Source organism: Nonomuraea sp. NPDC026600, assembly GCF_040638335.1.
In the GTDB taxonomy this organism is placed as follows: Bacteria; Actinomycetota; Actinomycetes; order Streptosporangiales; family Streptosporangiaceae; genus Nonomuraea.
The window spans coordinates 1-17,853 of the sequence record NZ_JBEZYD010000060.1 but is presented as its reverse complement, the minus strand read 5'-3'; the positions used below and the strand labels follow the sequence as shown (position 1 = coordinate 17,853).

Sequence of the window (17,853 nt, the reverse complement as noted above, 5' to 3'; positions counted from 1 at the left end):
ACGCGACGCCCGGATGACGTTGGTTGGATCATAGAGGGCGCCACAGGCCGGTTCGGGAACCGTCGCATCATCACTCAGGCCGGAGGGCCGAGGTTCGTCGCCATCGCTGTAGCGGGTCCGAGCACCTTCGCGTTTCCGTTCGGCGTCGCGGCCGAGAGCGTGGTGACGCTGCCGCGGCTGCTGCTCGTGCTGGCAGGCGGCGGCGCCGTGTCGACGGGGATTCAGGTGGGTTCGCGTTGAGATCCGCGACTACACGCCCGCTCAGGCGCTCGCGGGTGCTGCGGCTGGCTCCATGACGACTTGGGCGACGCTCGCGATCATGCTGTGAGCCTGTCTGGCGGGTACGCCGTCTGCCCCACACAGCACGGGGCAGACGGCGTCCCAGTCAGGAGATCAGCGCGATGGTGCAGCTAGTCACTTCTTCTGGGCCGCCTTCCAGGTGGTCTTGTCCACGGCGCCGGTCTTGAGGACGCCGGCCTTCCCTTGGAACTTGCGGGTCGTCTCAGCCGACGAGGGACCGTACAGGCCGTCGACGTCGATGTCGTAGCCGAGCGCGTCCATGCGGGCCTGCCACTCCATGACATCGGCGCCCTGCATCAGGGTCTTGCCCTTCGTGTACACGAGGGTGCGCGACCAAGTGGCTGGCTTGGCCGGTTTCCCGTTGAGCTCCTCCTTCACCATGGGGATGAATACATCCCACGGGAAGCTCTGGCCGGGGTCGGTGTGGGAGCCGGTGCCGGGGAAGGCGCGGGTCACGTCCACGTGGGCGCAGATGCCCTTCTTGCCAGCGGCGACCTGGGCTGCGGTGAGCTTGACGACCGGGATGTTGTACTTCTTCGCCCAGGCTGCGACCACCTTGGCGGCGTTGGCAAGGGTGGCGCGGGAGAAGGTGTCGAGCCAGTCGGAGCGGGACTGGCGGGCGTAGCCCGTCAGCTCGACATGGAGGCCATCAGCGTTCGCGTTCGGGGCGCACCATGCCGTGTCGTCGTCGTCCACGCAGCGCACCGTCGAGTTGTTGTCGACGCACACGTGCGCACTGGTGCGCGGCGAACTGGTCGCGAACCATCTGGCTACGTTCTCCGCGGTCGTCGGCTTCTCCGGCGCTTCCATGCTGTGGATCACCAGGAGGCGGACTTTGCGGATTCGGCCTTGTGTGTAGTAGCGGGCTTGGATCTTCTGCACGGTACGACTCCCCCGAGCGCTGACAGGTCGTCGCGCAGGGTGCCGGGGCGGGCCGCTTACGTCGCGTCGGCGGCGCCTGGCCGGAGGAGACGGGAGCGAAGTGCGGTCGTGTGCTCCGCTTCCGCCGTCTGCTTCACCGGCGAGGCGGCGGCATCAGTGCTCTTTCTCGTGGTCGTCGAGCGGCCAGTTGATCTCGTCGTAGCCGAGTACGTAGGCCCAGCAGGTGCAGCAGGCGCGGCCGTGCACGCCGCCGGGATAGCGGGAGAGGTGCTCGCGCAGGCCGCGGAGCCAGGCGCGGGGGCCTTTCTCCGCGGCGGCGAGGAGCTCGTCGATGCTGTCGGCGGTCATGACCGCCGGGTGGGGATGTCGAGGCCGGCGGCGCGGTGCGCTTCTTCCAGGGCCTCGGCGCGGTCGGCGATCAGGAATCGCTTCATCGTGATGCGCGGCGGGTACCAGCCGCCTCGCTGGGGGTTGCGGTCCCAGTAGTCGCCGCCGGGGCGTCCGCTGCGGATCACCCACGCTCCTTCGTACGCGATCACCTGCACGGCCTGGCCGGGGTCGTGGTCTGGCTGCCCGGCCGGAATGGGGTGAATGGTGTAGCAGGTGGCCAGGTCGGCGTACGGGTCGGCGGGCGCAAGGCCGAAGTCGGTGAGGAAGCTTTCGAGGAGAATTTCCGCGCGTTCCTTCGCGTCGTCGAGGCTGCCGTAGTCGAGAGGGCCGGGCATGCCGATGTAGTTGTTCAGCGCGAACGGCTTGGCCCGGTCGAGAATGGTGCCGGTCACGCTGTGGGTGCGGGTGATGGTGAAGGCGCGGCTGCCGTTGAAGTTCCCGAGGGCGACGCGGGAGTCGGCGTGCCAGGCGCTCCAGGTGAGCCGCTTGGCCTTGCTGCTGGTCATGGAGGGGCTGCTTTCGTGTGAATCGGGTGAGGGAGACTGCGGGTTGGGGCGGGAGCGCGCAGGCTTCCGCCCCAACCGTGGGTTAGCGGTCGAGGCCGACGACGGAGCGGGCGGCCGCGTACGCCTCGTCGAAGGGACGCTGCACCGTGGCGGGGTCGTCGAAGTCGTAGTCGGCCAGGTCGCCCTGCTCGTCCAGCTCCGTCCAGGCGGCCTTGCCGTAATGGAGGATGTCCCCTGCAGGGCTAGCGGAGCGGACCGCCCACCCATGCGGACCGCGTTCGACGTAGGCGCGGCGGCTGGTGTCGTAGCGTGGTCGGGCGGCACCGTGTTGCCGTCCACAGTGAGGCGGGTCAGCTCGCCGATGGTCGGCAGGATCATGCGGCGCACCTCGGCGAGCAGGTCGGTGGCGATGCCCTTGGCTTGCTTGGCGGTGCTGAGGCCGTAGTAGGTGGTTCTGCCGTCGGCGGCCAGGACGGCGCTGGTGAGTCTCCAGGCTTTGCACGGCCGGCGAGCGACCGGGTCGTCACCGGCCAGCGGCGGTTTGCGCGCGGGTGTGATCGTGAACAGTGCCGTTGTGCCGATACGGCCGACGCTGCTGCCGTCGGGTTGATCTTCCCAGATGAGAGGGGGGAACACGGACGGGCTCTCCTTCGCGGGGACGGGGCGGGCAGTCGAGGCCGGAGGTGGCTCGGAGGTAGGCGGCATTCCGAGCAATCCACCTGTCTACGTATTAAATAATACAGGATAGTTAATTAGGCGAGTTGGCGCGGTGACCCAGGCCGAGGATGCGATGGACGATGTTCAGCGCGGCCTTCTTGCCCGTGACGAACCGCTCCATGCCGCCGCCGTCGATGGTGTCCCAATCGCCGAGCTTCTCATCCCACATCGTGTCGGCGCGGCCTCCGTGGACCACCACCCACTCGTCATCCGGCACCCGCACCTCGTAGCCGTCCTCGCCGCGCACGATGGACACCGGCCGGTGCCGTTCCACGTGGACAGTGTCGCGACTGGCGACGTAGTCCTCGACGCTGGGCGAGCGCTGGTGAATGGTGTACCGGGTCACCAGCGCGGCGTACGGGTCGCCGACGTCGTCATGGTCGCGGCCGGCAGTGGGCTCGTCGTCGAGGCCGGCGAGATGGCGGGCCATCGAGGCTGCCTCGGCTTCGGGGCGCACGTAGGAGGAACCGAACTGGGACGGATCCCAGTTGTAGTTCCACTGGCACGTGCTGTAGTTCCAGACGGGGCCGAGCTCGCCGCCCTCGAACGTCTTGCGGATGATGCAGCCGCGGCCGTGCGGGATGACGAGCGTGGTGATCGGCCAGCCGCCGGGGTCGGTCCCTTCGAAGCGACGGCTTCGGCCGGCAGTTTGCTGTGTTTGCGCTGTCGCCCGGGCGGTCGCCGCAATCAGGTGGGCGATGTCGTCGATGTGGTCGCTGTCGGCGAGCCGTAGCAGCGCCTGCCGCATCGCGTCATCGATCGTGACGGCACCGATCAACGCCTTCAGGATCGGCAGCAGCCGTACAACGGCGGCCGCCATGGCCGGGTCGCCCGTGACGAACCCGGCCACCGCCAGCGCGACCGTACGCTCGTCAAGCCACAGGGCGGGACGACCCCCGCCAGGCTCGCCGCTGTCGGCGTCCGGCGGCGGGGGCTCCTCCGTCGTTCGCCACTCGGGCGGCCAGCGGAGGTAATCGCCAGGATCCGCCGGGCCGTCGGGAAAGGTGGGGTCGCCGGTGAACACAGCCTTGCCGTCGCCCGCCGTGATCGTGACCACGTCGTTCGGGTCATCACCGGTGTAGGTGATCAGGCCGTGGAAGGTGTGGCCGGGGTAGCGGTCGATGATGGTCTGCAGCTGGCCGGCCAGGTCGCCGAAACGGCTGGGGTATTGCGCGGCGACGATGGCGCCGAGGCCGCGGTAGCCGTCCTCGGCGCACGTGGCGAAGAAGAGGTCGGCGGCTGGCGCGCCGGGGGGCGCGTCGTGAATGAGGGGGTTGGTTGCGGTGTAGGGCAGCGGCGGCGTGATGCGGATGCGGCCTTCGGTCAGGAAGCTGGTGCCCATGCGGGATCCTTTCTGGCGTGGACGATGGTCATGTACTGGGATCGGGCGTGCAGCCCTACGGGGTCTTGCGGGTGGACTGCCAGCTCGACCACGGCGGGGGCGTCACGCCACCTGCTGCGTTCGATGTAGCGCGCGATGCGACGCGTCTCGTCGTCCGGGTGGGGTTCGCCGAGCTCCACGAACTGCCACGCCACGACCTGGCCCGTGGTGGCGTAGCGGATGTGCACTTCGGCGCCCGGCTCCAGTGCGCACCACGGAGTGTCGTCGTCGGGCATGTCGTCGCTGTGGCGGTCATATGTGGAGGCGCTGGGGCCGTAGAAGTCCTCCCACAGTCCTGCGACCTCGTCCTCGGCTAGGCCGAACCGGTCAGGTGAAGACTTCCGCGCGTTGTCCTCTGCCTTGTCCTCGTTGCGGCGGGCGAGGTCGAGCTCCCGCTTGGCGTCGTCGTACCGCTGTTCGGCGCGCTGGCGGGCCTCGGCCGTACCGTAGAAACCGTTCTTCTCGTGGTCGCGCCGCCGCGCTGCGTTGAGCACCTCCTCGGCGGACTCCACCGCGTGTTGCGGGCAGCGCGCGGCTCGCGCCAAGGCCAGGTAGGCGTCCAGTGCGGCATCTCCGGCGACGACAAGCTGGTCACGCATGATCGATCTTCCATCCGTTCGAGGTGATCCGGTTGAGGAGGCCATAGATGGCATGGGCTCGCTCGGCCTTGCGGGTCATGCGCGGCTGGCCGGGTGCCTGCCACGTGAGAGCGATCTGGAGCGCCCGCCCCTTCTGTTTGGACACGTGCAGCGCGCCAGCCCATCGGGGGTCCGGGTTGTCCAGGATCAGCCTCCACGACTGGCCGTATGGGGCGAGGGGAACGCGGACGACGAAGCCCGCCTTCTCCAGCCGGGCGATGATTCGCTGGCTGGTCTGGTTCGGCTGGAACTGCGCCACGCTGGGTTCGGCATCGTCCTCTGCCGACAGGACGAGGTGATTCTCTGGGTCGTTTGGCCGGTCGCGATCGATCACGTGGTGCTCCTCATGGGCTGGTATGGGAGTGCGGAGAGAGACCTGCCCGGCGAGGGGTCGGGCAGGTTAGGCGAACAGGCGGCGAAGCTCGGCGATGGCTTCCCGAGCGGAGAAGACGGTGCGGGCACCTGTCGCGTCTGTGCCGTCGGGGATCACGTCGTAGGAGGCGCTTCCGTGCGGGCAGATGGACACGAGCACGGTGGCGAACTCGTTCGCGTAGCCGCGCACGATCACCTCGCTCCACTCGGACGGGGGCGGCAGGCTCGACGGGGGAGGGCACGGCAGGGGACGCCAGTCCTGAGCGATGGCGGTCGCTTCTGTACGGGCGGTGACCTGGCTGTAGAAGTGCTCCCGGTCCAGGAGTACGCGCAGAGCGGCCACATGCTCGTCGATGGCGGCGCTGGTGGTGATGGCGTTCACGCTCGCGTGTCCTTTCGGGGGTTGAGTTGCCAGGTGCCGGTGACGACGCCGTCGTTGGCCGTCATCGCGAAGGGTTCACCGTCCACCGCAGGGAAGGTGATCGTCCCGGCGAAGGTGTGGCGGGGGTGGCGGCGGATGATTCCCTCTACTTCGGCGACAGGGTTGCCGAGCTCGCCCGCGTCGGGTCCAATCCACTTCAGCGCGGTGGCGATCTGGTGTCCGTCGGCGACGTCGAGGTGGAACACGACGTCAACGGGGACCAGGCGGCCGGGCGTGAGGTTGGTGGTCAGGTGAGGGCTGGCCGGGTGGATGTCGGTCAGCGGCAGCGGCGGCGCGATGATGATCATGATCATGGCCAGTTCTGGGAGGCGTGGAGGATGTCGCAGTGCGTTGGCGGCAGCGTGAAGCGCCACCGTGCGCGAGGGGTGCCCTCTCCCGCCGTTGGGCGGGAGAGGGCGCGAGAGTCAGGACCAGCGCGCTGTTGCCCGCCCGTCGCGAACAGTGACGGTCAGCGTGTCGCCGTGGGTGTCGCTCAGGTCAAGGCTCCCCGTGAAGGCGTGAGCCTCACCGTGCGCGAGGATCAGGATTTGGACGTCTTGGAGTGTGACGGTGACGGGGTTACCGTCGTCGAAGGCCGCCGCTTCGAGCGCGACGGCGACGATAACGCCGCCGCGCTCGTCCAGACGGAAGACGACGGGCGAGGGCGACAGGTGGCCGCGCGCGTGGTTCGTGGGCAGGTGTGCGCTCGTGGGGTCAATGTCAGCGAGGGGCAGCGGCGGCGTAATGGTGATCATGGGGGTTTCCTTCCGTGGTATTCGAGTCGATTTGGTCAGAACCGGAAGAGGTCCCCCCTTCCCACGCATCAAACAATACAGCATAGTTATTTTCTGTGCAACTTGGGCGTGTCGGCTATGCGTGGCCCTGCTGGTCGGCCGGGAGCCGGCGCGCGTGCAGCACCCACGTCTCCTCGTCCCCGTTGCCGTCACGGGAGTCCCATTCGAGGACCTCGTAGACGCGACCGTTGATCGTGACGCGCTTCTTGGCCAGTTCGGCGAGGTACTCCCCCACTCGCTGGTTGCGGCGGGCGTCGGCGAGCGCGTGGTGCCGGCCGGTCATCTGCTCGGGCAGAGGCGGGTTGCCCAGCCGAGCCGCTTCCTGCTGCAGGTCGTTCGTGCGATCCGGCACGCCCGGCGGCAGCTCCACCATGGGGCGCCCGGCGAGCCAGGACAGCCCCACGTGGTCGAAGGCCGACCAGTCGGCCCACAGCTCAGGATCGGAGAAGGAGGTGATGAACGCGTACACCTCCGCGGCGATCTGCTGCTGCGACTTCACGTCCGGGTGCCAGATGTCGAGCCAGCGGTGCGGCATCCAGCTCTCCTTGCGCTGCGGCAGGTGCGGGACAACGTGGTCGCGTAAGAAGGTGTTGTCGTTGACCGCGACGGGGTCCATGCCGCCGTTGACGGCGTAATACTCGCGCTCGCCGGCAACCAGGCCGATGGAGACGAGGTCGATGCTCTTGCCGGTGTCGAGGAATTCGGTGTCGTAGTAGATGCGGGTCATCGCTGCTCCTTCGAGGGATTGGTTGGGGGCCGCGGAATATGGGGACGGGTCCGCGGCGGCTGGGTCAGATGTCGGCGAGGGCGTCGAGCGCGTGCGCGAGGGCCTCGGCGGCGTCGACGTTGCCGTCGATGGCGAACATGTCGCGCAGGTCGGCGACGAGCTGAAGACCGACCACCTCCCTGTCCATGGCCAGGCCCATGTCGCGGAAAGGGTCGCCCGGCCGCTGATCCGGCGGCAGCAGCAGGACGTGGACGGCGACGGCCTGGCGGCCGCGCGCAGCGCCCTGTTCGGCACGTTCGCGCTCGGCGTGCTGCCGGGCCTCCTTCTCCCGGTAGGCGAGGGCGGCGATGACCTTGTCGAGGTTGAGCGGGCGCTGGGGGGTCGTCAACGGGTTCTCCTCTCGGGGGCGCGCCCGGCCCGGGAAGCTGGGCGGGCGCGCATCGGGCTCAGGGGGTGGGCTGGCAGGCGATCTCCTGGCGCACCTCGTCCTGCCAGGCGTCGGCGTCGATCGCGTTCAGGATGGCCAGCACGTCCGTGACTGCCGCCTCCCAGGAGGCGACACGTTCGCGTTGTGAGGCGGGGATCTCCCGCGCGTAGCAGCGGTCGTTCGGGGCGACGGCCATCTGACGTCGCAGGTCGTGGACGGCGGCCTGAACGTGCGAGCGGGCGGTCTTGAGCGGCGTGACCGCGTTCGCCATGGCGTTCCAGGGGCCGCGCCGGTGCCGGTACGTTTCGACGTCCTCGCCGGGCTGTCGCTGTTCGGGCTTGGGCGTGCGTGGCATGCGGCGGGCGTTCTCCTTGCCGAAGGTCACGGGCAGCCGCAGGCGGCGGCGCTGCGGTCGAGGTAGGTGAGTTCTTCGCCGGCGAGGTGGGCGATCGCGTAGGTGCCGTCGGCGTTGTTGATGTGCAGCCGGATGGGAGAGAGCGGGCTGGTGAACATCAGTTCCGGCGTGAGGGCGCGGTTTGGGGTCTGGACGATGTGCAACACCAACAGCCTCGGCGGTTCGGCGGCCGGCCGGGGCGCGCATGGCGAAGTGGTCATGGTCTCGGTCCTGGGGGTGGCCGTTGCCCCCGCCGGTGCGGCGGGGGCAACGGGGGCGGATGTCAGACGAGGTGGGATGCGGTGACGCGGAGGACATGCAGGGCGTACGTGGTCATGTCGTCGTCGCTGGACCAGCCGTTGATGGTGGTCTCGCGGTCAACTCTCTTGTACGGGTCGACGACCGTGTACTTCGTCCTGACGTAGTAGGAGTTGCGGTGGGTGGAGACGGTCACGCCGTCGCGGGTGTCTGCGGCGGCGACGTGGAAGTCGTGGCCGCCGCCATGCGGGTAGAACGTCTCGGTGATGCCGTCACCGTGGTCGGTGACCGTGGGCTCGCAACCGCTGTCGCACTGATGGCTCATGCATGTCCTCCTGGGTGGCAAGAAGATCGCCCCTCCTTGCTCGCATAAATAAAGTACAGGAGAGTTATTTCCATGTCCATTTGAGCGCCATCACGGCAGGACCGACCGCCCACGCGCAACAACGCACATGGGAGGCCGGTCACGCCGAGGGTGTCCGTGCACATGGCCGCAGCTACTCCAGCTCCATCCGCCACTCCGCCCACTGCGCGTCGAGAACCCCCTGCCACGTCTTCGCGATCGTCGCGACTTCCACGCCATCGAGGGTGCGGAAGGTCGCGCCGGCACCATTCGGCCCCCGTACGTGCAGCAGCCACGGCTTGCCTGACGCTGCCGCGTCGCGTACGCGCCCGCTCACGTGGCTGAGCGCGTACGCGAACGTTGTGCCGGTGCTCTCGGCGATCGCCTTGTCAGCCTGCCGCAGTTCGGTGCTCCAGCGGTGTTCCGCCTGACGTTGCTCGGCGAGCTGGGCGAGCGCGGCCAAGAGGAGGTCACTGGCGGACCAGTCGCTGCGGCCCTCCTGCTCAAGCTTGGCCGCGAGGTCGGCTGGCTGGTTCTGGGGGATGCCGAGCGCCGCGGCGATGGCTCCGGCTGCGTGGAGAAGTTCGTGGTCCTTGGGCAGGCTCATGAGGTGGATTCTCTTTCCTGGAGGCGCTTCCCAGCCACTGGGGTTCGCCCGGCGGGAGGTTGTTGCGTCTGTGGATCGTGCGGACGTGATGGCGTGGAAGTTCGAGCTGGGTGACCAGGTCCACGAGGGCGTCTTGGTTGATCACGCTGGAGGCTCGGAGCGGCCGATGCGCTGCGCGAGCGCGTCCTTGAGCTTGGCCAGGCGGCCCGCGCCGAACCCGGGGACCGCCAGCTCGGCGTCGGTGCGCCCGGCGAGGTCTTCGACGGTGATGATCGGCGGCCGCGCCTGCGCAAGCGGGGGAAGGACATACCTGGCCAGTTCCGGCAAGCACTCCTTGAGCAGCGCGCCGTTGGGAAGATCGGCCGCGGCGATCAGCTCCTTGACGGAGGTGTGGCGCGGGCAGGAGTCGCCGGTCTCGTTCGTGTCGTCGCTGACGAGGACGTCGCGTTCAACGGTGGCGCCGCGGTCGCCACAGGAAATGCTGATCGGTTGGGAGTCCTGGTTGGACATGGTGGTGCTCTCTTTCTCTGTGGGGCCGGGGGTGATGGTGCAGGTGGCTCGGTCCATCAGACGGGGCAGCAGCCCCAAGTTCGGCATGCGGCGATCCTCTGCCGTTCGAGCCGCTCGGCCTCGAGGCGCGCGTACTTGTACTTGCGCAACGTGATGCTGCGGGCGATCAGGAAGGCAGTGCGTCGATTCACGTTGTACAGCTGGGCGAAATAGGTCATCTTCCTGGCCCGGGCTTCCGACCCGGCTGGCTCGCGGAACACCTCGGCGGCCCGACAGGCGATCGCGGCGAATGGCGGATAGATGCAGGGCCGGTAGGTGACGTCGTTCAAGGTGACATGGTGCGCGCTCATGGCTGGCGGCCTTCGTGTGGAGGAACAGGGCTTGGACGATGGCGTTACTGAGCTGAGGTCGCGGCGGTCATGCGACGGGGATCACAGTGGTCGTGTCGGCGTCGTGACCGTGGAAGTTCACCGGGATCGGAGACAGCCACCGGATCTTGCGAAGGGCGCGTCCCTTGCCGTGACGGTAGGTGTGGAAGTGGGCTTTGCGCAGGTGCGGACGGACGCTCAGCCCCGTCGAGGCGGTGGAGGCGCGCCGGATCGTCGCACGCCAGGTGCGCAGCTGCGCGCCGATGCGATAGCCGACGTTCAGCACCCGCGGGGCCTTCGGCTGCTGCCCAGGCCGGCGGCCCCGGGGGCGGTTCGCCGACGAGCGCGGTGCGGCGACGATGTCGGCGTTCTCCGCGCACAGGTAGATGATCAGCGAGACGGCGCGGCGCAGCATCAGCGTAAGGTCACCCTTGACGCTGATCGCGATTCCGCCGGAGGCGTTGGCCGGGACGCGGTCGCCGTGCTCGGCGACGATGTAGTCGATGAGGTCGGCGAGCGACTGATCGTCGTCCATAGTGAACGCGATGTGCGTCCAGCGCACGTCGGCGACGCCGTTTTTCAGGTGCGGCCGCCCGTCGGCGCCGTACATGACGCCGGCGAACAACAAACTGATCGCTGCGCGTCCGCTGTCGTGGGTGGAGCACTGTCCGACGTGCAGGATGTCGCCCGTGACGGTCGCGATGGTTCCGCACCCGGACGTGTCGGCTTCGGCGTCGTCGCCCTCTGACGCGGGCAGGTGCCCGGTCACGAACACGCCGACGATGTGCTCGACCAGGTCGTCTTCGCGGTCGAGCGCCAACGGCTCGGGAAAGGCGACGAACGGGTCGCTGTGCGGTAACTGGTCGAACAGGTTCGCGGGCAGGATGTCGTCGGGGTCGGTGTCGCCGACTTCCTCCCACAGGGTGCGGTCGATGGCGTACGTGATGCGGTGCCGCTGCCACAGCCGGACGGCGGCATGCTGGTGCGCGGTGAGGACGAGGTACGCACCGCTGCGAGGATTACGGCGCAGCAGGTCGGCGACGTCGCCGGTGATCTGCGGAGTGTGTCCGCTGCGGGCGGCGTGGCCGACGGCGTCGATGTAGGTGCGGGCGGGCTGGTCGAACGAGCGGATGTTGCGCTGGCTGCTCGCCTCGATCATGGCGACCATGTCGGCGGCGGACGCGGTCATGCGGATGTGCGAGGACACGATGGAGCTCCGGAAAGGGGTGAGGGGGTGGAGGGTGGTGGCCGCGCCGCGATGCGGCGGGGGCGGCGCGGCTGTCGGTGGTTCAGCGGGCGGATCCCCATGCGGCGCGGTCGAGGATGGCGCGCGCCATCGCGGCGGCATCGGCGTGGCCGCTGACGACGTGCCACAGCACCTTCTTAGTGAGGGCGTCTTCCATGGCTGCGCCGTACGCGCCCGCGCCCTCGTCGTAGATTTCGCGCAGCCGCGTCAGGCAGTTGTGCACGTCGTCGAGCGTTTCCACCTTGTTCGCGCGGACCGCGCCGATGAGGGTGGAGGCGGGAATGGGTGCGGGTACCGGCTGGGGTTCGGTGGTGCGCTGGGCGTGTTCCCACTGGCACGGCTGCCCGGCCTTCGCCTGGCAGGTGGTGCAGGGGGGCAGATGCGGGAGAACGGTCATCGTGAGGGGGTCCTTGAAAGGGGAACGCCGCCCCTGCCGTGGCAGGGGCGGCGTGACGGGCGGGGAGGATCAGACGGTCTCGGCCTGGCGTACGCCAGTCGCGGTGACGCCCCGCGCCGCCTCGACGCGGCGCCTCTCCGCTTCGTCCACCACGTGCTTCTGTGACGGCATGAGGCCGAAGGCGACGTTCAGCCACCAGCGGAGCGACTTCGCCGACACATATGCCATGAGGTGGGCGGGGAATTCCTCAGCCGCTGCGAGGGCGTAGACGACCCGGTCCTCCTGGGCGTCCAGCCACTCCTGGAGAGTCTTGCCGAGGATGGAGATTTCGGGCACCTGCTCGGTGGTGGGCTCGGTGTCGGCCTCGAGGGTGCCGTTGGCGACGTACATGTCGATGTACGCCTCGCGGGCGTCGATGACCGCGAGGGCGAGCGGGTACCAGCCCTCGGGCCCGCTGATCAGAACGGCCTGGTCGACGAGCGCGTGCTGGGCGCGCGCCTTGGTGTTGTGCAGGCGAATGGGGGTGATGTTGCGGCGTGCCATGCAGGCGTTCCTTTCGGCAGGTCCGGCAAGAAGATCACTCCCCCTTGCTCGTGCTTCTTATAGTACAGGATAGTTATTTATATGGAAAGTCGGCGTTGGCCACGACCCGGGGTGGTCGGGTGTCTGAGAGCCGTTGTTGCGGCTAGTCGCAACCGGCCGGTCAGCAGTCCGGAAGACTCCACCGGCGAGGGTTTCTTCACCGAAATGATCTTGTTGGTGGCTTCGACGGTGCCTCCGAGGTTCCAGATTCGGTCGTAGGAGACGTGGCCGAAAACGTATTTCCCGTTCTTGATGATGGCCTGGCCGTTCTTGTCGCGTGGGGTGTGGTCGACGCAGTTGAGTTCCACCAGTCGGCGCCCCCAGGGGATCTTGCCCGCCATCACGCGAACCTGGCAAGCTCGCCGACATGACGAGACACGGTGATCAAGGCGGCTGGGCGATGGCCAGCGACACGGGCGGTTGGACACCCACGAGCGTGGGCGGTGGCGCCCGCCACGTGGGCGGCATGCGGCACCTGGGCGGCTGGTAGCCAGCGGCACGGCGAAGGGTCCGACCTGGGCGGGTCGGACCCTTCGCCGTGTCAGCCACTTCATGGCCGGCGGGAGCTTCAGGACGCCATCGTCCTCCTGGTTCAGGGAACGGAGCTGGCGGCGAGGCGGACGGGGTCACGGTGCGACCGCAACGCCGAATCCGGCGGCAACGGAGGCAGTCCGGCGATGACCTTGCGGGCGAAGCGCGGGTCCGGCTCGTAGCGCAGATCCGTCGTCGTCACCCGCAGGCGGGCCGCAGCCACGCCTGGCCGGTCCGGGCGTGCGACGGTGAGCCGCACACGGCGAAATCTCGGATCCGGAGACGGCAGAGGTTCCACGGCCACGATGGGTGCCTCCGTCACCCACCGGCTTGGGCGGTACAAGCTGGGCGAGTGTTCGTCGTCGGTCCAGCCGGTGAAGACGCGGCGGGGCCGATCGAGCCCGTACGGATCGAGCAGGTCGAGCAGGACGGCCTCGTCGGCGACGGGAACGCGTAGCCGAGTGGCTTCCTCGCGGTGAGCGCGCGCCTGGGCGCGGCACGCCTGACGGGTTGAGTCGTGCCAGTCCCAGCCGCACAGGCAGACGGCGAACGACTCGTCGCCGCGTACGACGGCGCCGCGCCGGTTGATCTTCTCCGAGCGCGCCCAAGAGTGCGCGGTGCGGGTTCGGTGCCGGGCGGGGTCGCTGCCGGCGAGGGCGGCGCGCAGGCGGGCGAGCACGGCGGCGTGCGGGTGGCCCGGGTTGTCGAGGCCTCGCCAGGCGGCGAACCGCAGCAGGTCCTCCAGGGCGGCTCGCCGGTCGGCGAGGGCGGCGCCGTTCTCGGCGTCGTGGGCGGTGATGGTCATGACGGCCTTTCGAGTGGCGGTGCCAGCTGGAGGAGGGAATCTCTCTGGGCCGCCTGGCGTGGCGGGCCCGGAGAAGAGGGCGGGCGCGGAGGCGCGGCGCCGCCGGAGGAGCGGGCGCCGCACCAGGAACGGTCAGGGGGCCGAGCTGGGCTGCGTGAGCTCGTAGAGGAACAGCACGCCGGGGTCGTTCCAGCCGCCGGTGCCGTCCTTGTCGGACGTTCCGGTGGCGTCGGTGCGGGCGAGCAACTCGGCCACCTCGGCGGGGTCGGCGCCGCCGTCGGCGTACAACTCCTCGAGGGCCGCGCGGTTTCCCTCCCAGGTCGTTCCCATGACGACGGTGGAGAAGATGACGTACACGTCGACGTTCGGGGCGGGCTTGAGGACGTATCGGGGCATGCAGCTCTCCTCAGGTGCTTGCACAGGCAGGCGGGGGCGGCACGGGTGCGCCGCCCCCGCCTCAGGGGGTCAGCTTCGGGGTGTGCGGCGCTCGCGACGGGCGCGGAGCAAGGGGCGCAGCCGTTCGGCGTAGAACCGTTCGACCATGTCGTAGACGCGCGGGATCACGACCTTGCCAAGCAGCACGCCCAGCCAGAAGAACGCGAGGCCACCGACGGCAGCCTTGATGAAGACGCCGAGGACTTCCATACCGCCTCCCTTCCATCTCACTTGCTTACATTTAAAAGCGTACAGGAGAGTTATTTAATTGGGAAGTTCGCCGTTGCGAGGATGGAGCGAGTAGCGGCGGACGATCGCCTCGGCGAGCGACTGCGGCGAGTGGCACACGTCGCCGCCGTCGTCCGGCTGCATCTGGCGCGCGAGGAACAGCGCCACTTCCTCGTAGGCGTCCAGGTCCGGAACGCGCGCCTGCTGCGCCTTTAACGCGACCACCGCGGCGAACTGCTCGGCCTGCTCGGGAGTCCACTTCCACGTGCCCACGTGCACGCGACCGGGCACCTGGCTGACGAACGGGAACTCCGGCTTGCCGGGGCCGATGGCCGGCCAGTTCGTGTCGTGGTCGACGTGCACGTACGGCAGCGTGATCGTGTCCGGGTGTCGGTCCTCGGTGGCGTTCTCCCACGTGACGGGGCTGATGCGGCGCACGGTCCAGACGGGCTCGCCGTGACGGTCGATCGGCACGCGCTTGCCGGCCCAGCCGTCCGGATCGCCCCACGTCCACGCGTCGGAGGCCACGAACGCCTCGACCGAGTCCCATGCCTGCTCCAGAGTTTCCGGCTGCCATTCGGGTTCGTACAGGCCGGCAACCTCGTAGCCGGCGAAGCCGGGCGAGAACCACATCAGCGCAAGGCCGCCGGGCCGCCAGATGATCTCCCACTCGCGTGCCGGATAGCCGAAACCCTCGGGAGTCACCCAGGTGAAGGAGCCGCCGATCTCGCCCGGGGTGAAGGTGACGTCGACGACGGGAGCCGGGGTGTCGGCCGCCGCGCCGGTGTCAGCGGCGGTTCCGGAACGGCGAACATCCCACCGGCGCGGGCCACCTGCGATCACGGTGTAACCGTGCGGGTGGTGCTTGCCGTCGAAGTGGGTGTCCCACGCATCGGAGGCGATGAACTCCTTGACGACTTTCCATGCGGCGTCGAACGTGAGGGGCTGCGGGTTGACGTGCAGCGAGACCGATGGCTTGGCGGGACCGCTCACGAAGTGCACCTCCAGCCGCTTCATCGGCGTCCAGAAGATCGCCCACTCCTGACGGCGGTCGTCGAGTCCTGCGGGGCTGCTCCAGCGGAACAGGGCGCCGGCGCCCGGGCTTTCGGCGTTGTGGAGGTCGCAGGTGACGACGATGACATTGTCCGGCTGCGAGGGCTCGGGCTCCATTGCTGTGCCGGTCAGGCGGTTGACGGACCATACAGGATCGGCGTCGGGTTCGATCCAGAGGCCCGTTCTCGTGGGGAAGGCGGCGTCCCAGCCATCCGTGGCGACGAATGCCTCGACGATCTGCCAGGCGTCGGCGAGCGTGCGCGCCTTCAGGTCGGCGTGCAGACCGACCGGCCGGCGGGAGTAGTCGCTGAAGTCCACGTACAGGTCGCGGCCGTCGGCGGGCCAGGTGACCGTCCACACGGGCAGGCGGTCATCGAGGACGGCGGAGTAGTCGTTGGGGACGCGCCAGACGAAGGCGCCGCCCTTGCCGGGGTGACGGGGATCGGTCGCGGTGAAGGTGACGTCGATGGGGACGGCGCGGGTGGTAGTCACGGAGATGGCCCTTTCCAGGGTGGGTGGATGGTGGGGTTGGGCCGCCTATTCGGGCGGCCCCGGGCTATGCGCGGTTGTGCTCCTCGGCTCCGTCGATGACGTAGCCGCGCCCGTGGCAGGTGTTGCAGCCCTTCGCGGACGCGGAGGTAACGATGCCAGTCCAGTGGGCGACCTGCTCGTCCCACATCGTGCGGGCCGCGCTGTAGGAGTCGCCGGAGACACCATCGGGCACGGCCAGGGAGAGTTGGCGCTTCACGGTGATCTGCCGCTGCACCGGCTTGGGACGGCGGCGCCCCATCTGCACCGGCGTGTACCACTCGTGCTCGGGCACCTGCAGCGGAACGTCGATCCAGACCTCGAGGCGCCGGTCCTTGTTTTCGCAGTATGTGACGTACGGCATCTGCTGGATGCGTTCGCGCAGGGCGGCGCGTAGTCCCCACAGGAGGCCGGGAAACAGGAAGTGGTACTCGGGTCGGCGGGTGAGTTCGGTCGGCAGGCTGGGCGCCCACTGGCCGACGCGGTCATCGGGAAGGTGAGGAGCGTCGGTGAGCACCGTCCAGGGGCCGGGGACGGTGGTGACGTGCGGGTCGACGGGCTCGCGATCGGGCGAGTACATCGCGCACCAGACGTCGCTGCCGTCATCAGCTCGTTTCCGGTACTCCTCAACGGTGAGCACGGAAGGGAACCGGACAGACTCGGCCGTTGGGTCGACGAGGGTGTAGCGGACGACGCGGTCGGGGACGGGGATGCGCACAGTGATCTCGTGCGGGCCCACGCTGTCGGCGGCGTACCAGCCGGGGCGGTGCAGCGGGGTCATCGGCTGGTCGTCGGCGTAGACGGCGATCGTGTCGCGGCCGTTGTAGCGGTGGCCGAGGGCGTCGCCGACGTAGTACATGGAGCGGCCTTCGTGGATGAGGACGAAGCGCTCGTTGGGGTCGGTCATCAGTGCCTTTCGAGAGCGGAAGCTCGGACGGAGAAGTGCGGGAAGGCAAGGGCGCCCCGCGTGAGGGTGGGCGAGGCCGATGAGGGGCCGTGTCTGCTACGTGTCGGCGGGCTGGTGGCGTCGTTCGACGGCCTGGCAGGCCACGCCCTTGAGGCTGTAGCGCTGCCCTGCGGTGACGTCTTTGTAGGCGAAGCCGTCCTTGACGACCAGGTCGCCGGAGACGTGACGGTAGGTGCCGGGGGCGATGGTCTGCCATTCGCCGGCGGCGGGCAGAGCGGTGAGCCTGCGCATCGTGAGGGGTCCTTTCCCCTGGGTGCGGGCGCGGTGACAGCGCGCCACGCCCAGACCGGGGCGTTAGAAGGAGACGTTGAGGAAGCGTTCGACGACGTCGAGGGTCGGCTGGACGGTGACGTCGCCGGGGCGGATGTCGGGCAGGTGGGCGGCATAGCGCAGCATCCGGTCGGCGTCGATGGCGTCGAGTTGGCCGGCGGACAGTCGTACGAGGGTGTGGACGCCGCGCTGGAGGTCGATCGACCCGTTGCGCACGTCGGTGGCCTCCTGGGCGAGGAAGGCCAGCGCCTGCTCGTTCTTGACGCCGCCGCCGTACAGGGTCGGGTCGGAGGCGAGACACGCGCGCATCTGCCGCAGTGTGACAGCGGGAACCGGCTGGCGTGGCGTGACGTAGGGCGCGGCGCGCATGTGAGGCTCCAAGGTGGGCGGGAACGGCGGGCGGCCTCCCGCCCGCCGTAGGGGTTCGGTCAGGAGTGGGCGGGGTTGAGGGCGAGCAACGCGCACTGGAGCGCGTACGCGCGGCCCGGCGCCGGCTGGTTGGCGGTCTTCTCGTGGAGCGCGACCACCTGGGAAAGCTGGGCGGGTTCGAGGTTGCGCTCCGCGCGGATCTTGTTGACGAGGGTCAACATGCGGTCAGCTTCGGTGATGAACCGGAGGCTGACGGAATTGGCTATGGCGGCCAGCATCTCCTGATTGGCGTCTTCGAGGTCGGCGCGGTTGAACACGGGGCGCTCCGTTGCAGAGTGGGGCCTGGGATGACGATGAGGGGCGCGGGGGGGGGGGGTTTGCCCCCCCCCCCGCGGGGCGTTGAGCGG

30 protein-coding genes are annotated in these 17,853 nt (G+C 68.9%); 1 reads left to right on the top strand and 29 read right to left on the bottom strand.

Annotation, left to right across the window (positions count from 1 at the left end; genetic code table 11):
- Positions 1-414: 414 nt before the first annotated feature.
- From AB0F17_RS61925 to AB0F17_RS61825, 21 genes are all read right to left on the bottom strand, one after another.
- Positions 415-1,182, bottom strand: a complete 768-nt coding sequence (locus tag AB0F17_RS61925) for a peptidoglycan-binding domain-containing protein (protein WP_358045525.1) — start codon at positions 1,180-1,182, stop codon at positions 415-417.
- Positions 1,183-1,335: 153 nt separating this feature from the next.
- Positions 1,336-1,530 carry a hypothetical protein gene (locus AB0F17_RS61920; RefSeq protein ID WP_358045522.1) on the bottom strand — a complete coding sequence of 65 codons (195 nt, stop codon included), beginning with the start codon at positions 1,528-1,530 and terminating at the stop codon, positions 1,336-1,338.
- Entirely contained in the window at positions 1,527-2,714 is a 1,188-nt protein-coding gene (locus AB0F17_RS61915) for a hypothetical protein (protein WP_358045520.1), read from the bottom strand. Before AB0F17_RS61915 ends, AB0F17_RS61920 begins: the two co-directional genes overlap by 4 nt.
- Before the next feature lie 112 nt (positions 2,715-2,826).
- Positions 2,827-4,137, bottom strand: coding sequence for a hypothetical protein (locus AB0F17_RS61910; RefSeq protein ID WP_358045517.1), 1,311 nt, complete (start codon positions 4,135-4,137; stop codon positions 2,827-2,829).
- Positions 4,119-4,775: a hypothetical protein gene (locus AB0F17_RS61905; RefSeq protein ID WP_358045514.1), complete on the bottom strand. Its 657-nt coding sequence runs from the start codon at positions 4,773-4,775 to the stop codon at positions 4,119-4,121. The genes AB0F17_RS61910 and AB0F17_RS61905 overlap by 19 nt, the downstream gene beginning before the upstream one ends.
- Positions 4,768-5,148, bottom strand: coding sequence for a hypothetical protein (locus AB0F17_RS61900; protein ID WP_358045511.1), 381 nt, complete (start codon positions 5,146-5,148; stop codon positions 4,768-4,770). Before AB0F17_RS61900 ends, AB0F17_RS61905 begins: the two co-directional genes overlap by 8 nt.
- Before the next feature lie 66 nt (positions 5,149-5,214).
- Positions 5,215-5,568, bottom strand: a complete 354-nt coding sequence (locus AB0F17_RS61895) for a hypothetical protein (protein ID WP_358045508.1) — start codon at positions 5,566-5,568, stop codon at positions 5,215-5,217.
- Positions 5,565-5,921 carry a hypothetical protein gene (locus tag AB0F17_RS61890; RefSeq protein WP_358045505.1) on the bottom strand — a complete coding sequence of 119 codons (357 nt, stop codon included), beginning with the start codon at positions 5,919-5,921 and terminating at the stop codon, positions 5,565-5,567. Before AB0F17_RS61890 ends, AB0F17_RS61895 begins: the two co-directional genes overlap by 4 nt.
- Before the next feature lie 111 nt (positions 5,922-6,032).
- Entirely contained in the window at positions 6,033-6,362 is a 330-nt protein-coding gene (locus AB0F17_RS61885; protein ID WP_358045502.1) for a hypothetical protein, read from the bottom strand.
- Positions 6,363-6,477: 115 nt separating this feature from the next.
- Positions 6,478-7,128: a hypothetical protein gene (locus AB0F17_RS61880; protein ID WP_358045499.1), complete on the bottom strand. Its 651-nt coding sequence runs from the start codon at positions 7,126-7,128 to the stop codon at positions 6,478-6,480.
- A gap of 64 nt (positions 7,129-7,192) precedes the next feature.
- The gene (locus AB0F17_RS61875; RefSeq protein ID WP_358045496.1) at positions 7,193-7,516 is read right to left on the bottom strand and encodes a hypothetical protein; all 324 of its coding nucleotides are present in this window, start codon (positions 7,514-7,516) and stop codon (positions 7,193-7,195) included.
- Positions 7,517-7,574: 58 nt separating this feature from the next.
- Positions 7,575-7,910: a hypothetical protein gene (locus AB0F17_RS61870; RefSeq protein WP_358045493.1), complete on the bottom strand. Its 336-nt coding sequence runs from the start codon at positions 7,908-7,910 to the stop codon at positions 7,575-7,577.
- Positions 7,911-7,936: 26 nt separating this feature from the next.
- A complete protein-coding gene (locus AB0F17_RS61865; protein ID WP_358045490.1) occupies positions 7,937-8,170 on the bottom strand; it encodes a hypothetical protein in 234 nt (77 codons plus the stop codon).
- 62 nt (positions 8,171-8,232) lie between these two features.
- Entirely contained in the window at positions 8,233-8,532 is a 300-nt protein-coding gene (locus tag AB0F17_RS61860; RefSeq protein WP_358045487.1) for a hypothetical protein, read from the bottom strand.
- 172 nt (positions 8,533-8,704) lie between these two features.
- Positions 8,705-9,157: a hypothetical protein gene (locus AB0F17_RS61855; RefSeq protein WP_358045484.1), complete on the bottom strand. Its 453-nt coding sequence runs from the start codon at positions 9,155-9,157 to the stop codon at positions 8,705-8,707.
- A gap of 141 nt (positions 9,158-9,298) precedes the next feature.
- Positions 9,299-9,754: a hypothetical protein gene (locus AB0F17_RS61850; RefSeq protein ID WP_358045481.1), complete on the bottom strand. Its 456-nt coding sequence runs from the start codon at positions 9,752-9,754 to the stop codon at positions 9,299-9,301.
- A complete protein-coding gene (locus AB0F17_RS61845) occupies positions 9,724-9,996 on the bottom strand; it encodes a hypothetical protein (RefSeq protein WP_358045478.1) in 273 nt (90 codons plus the stop codon). Before AB0F17_RS61845 ends, AB0F17_RS61850 begins: the two co-directional genes overlap by 31 nt.
- Positions 9,997-10,084: 88 nt before the next feature.
- On the bottom strand, positions 10,085-11,242 hold the full coding sequence (locus AB0F17_RS61840) for a hypothetical protein (RefSeq protein WP_358045475.1): 1,158 nt from the start codon (positions 11,240-11,242) through the stop codon (positions 10,085-10,087).
- Positions 11,243-11,324: 82 nt separating this feature from the next.
- Positions 11,325-11,678: a hypothetical protein gene (locus AB0F17_RS61835; RefSeq protein ID WP_358045472.1), complete on the bottom strand. Its 354-nt coding sequence runs from the start codon at positions 11,676-11,678 to the stop codon at positions 11,325-11,327.
- A 69-nt stretch (positions 11,679-11,747) separates the two neighbouring features.
- Positions 11,748-12,221, bottom strand: a complete 474-nt coding sequence (locus tag AB0F17_RS61830) for a hypothetical protein (protein WP_358045469.1) — start codon at positions 12,219-12,221, stop codon at positions 11,748-11,750.
- Between the two features lie 77 nt (positions 12,222-12,298).
- Positions 12,299-12,601 (bottom strand): hypothetical protein, encoded by a 303-nt coding sequence (locus tag AB0F17_RS61825; RefSeq protein ID WP_358045466.1) that lies wholly within the window; start codon positions 12,599-12,601, stop codon positions 12,299-12,301.
- A gap of 26 nt (positions 12,602-12,627) precedes the next feature.
- Here AB0F17_RS61825 and AB0F17_RS61820 point away from each other — a divergent pair, with 26 nt between their 5' ends.
- On the top strand, positions 12,628-12,750 hold the full coding sequence (locus AB0F17_RS61820; protein WP_358045463.1) for a hypothetical protein: 123 nt from the start codon (positions 12,628-12,630) through the stop codon (positions 12,748-12,750).
- 102 nt (positions 12,751-12,852) lie between these two features.
- Here AB0F17_RS61820 and AB0F17_RS61815 read toward each other — a convergent pair whose 3' ends face one another.
- The 8 genes from AB0F17_RS61815 to AB0F17_RS61780 form a co-directional block, all read right to left on the bottom strand.
- Positions 12,853-13,596, bottom strand: a complete 744-nt coding sequence (locus AB0F17_RS61815; protein ID WP_358045460.1) for a hypothetical protein — start codon at positions 13,594-13,596, stop codon at positions 12,853-12,855.
- 132 nt (positions 13,597-13,728) lie between these two features.
- Positions 13,729-13,992 (bottom strand): hypothetical protein, encoded by a 264-nt coding sequence (locus AB0F17_RS61810; RefSeq protein ID WP_358045457.1) that lies wholly within the window; start codon positions 13,990-13,992, stop codon positions 13,729-13,731.
- Between the two features lie 69 nt (positions 13,993-14,061).
- Complete coding sequence (locus AB0F17_RS61805; protein ID WP_358045454.1) at positions 14,062-14,241, bottom strand: hypothetical protein; 180 nt, start codon at positions 14,239-14,241, stop codon at positions 14,062-14,064.
- A gap of 54 nt (positions 14,242-14,295) precedes the next feature.
- Complete coding sequence (locus AB0F17_RS61800; RefSeq protein ID WP_358045452.1) at positions 14,296-15,804, bottom strand: hypothetical protein; 1,509 nt, start codon at positions 15,802-15,804, stop codon at positions 14,296-14,298.
- A 64-nt stretch (positions 15,805-15,868) separates the two neighbouring features.
- Positions 15,869-16,747, bottom strand: coding sequence for a hypothetical protein (locus tag AB0F17_RS61795; RefSeq protein ID WP_358045449.1), 879 nt, complete (start codon positions 16,745-16,747; stop codon positions 15,869-15,871).
- A 96-nt stretch (positions 16,748-16,843) separates the two neighbouring features.
- The gene (locus AB0F17_RS61790; RefSeq protein ID WP_358045446.1) at positions 16,844-17,038 is read right to left on the bottom strand and encodes a hypothetical protein; all 195 of its coding nucleotides are present in this window, start codon (positions 17,036-17,038) and stop codon (positions 16,844-16,846) included.
- 63 nt (positions 17,039-17,101) lie between these two features.
- Positions 17,102-17,446 carry a hypothetical protein gene (locus AB0F17_RS61785; protein WP_358045443.1) on the bottom strand — a complete coding sequence of 115 codons (345 nt, stop codon included), beginning with the start codon at positions 17,444-17,446 and terminating at the stop codon, positions 17,102-17,104.
- A gap of 59 nt (positions 17,447-17,505) precedes the next feature.
- Positions 17,506-17,763, bottom strand: coding sequence for a hypothetical protein (locus AB0F17_RS61780; protein WP_358045440.1), 258 nt, complete (start codon positions 17,761-17,763; stop codon positions 17,506-17,508).
- Positions 17,764-17,853: the final 90 nt, after the last annotated feature.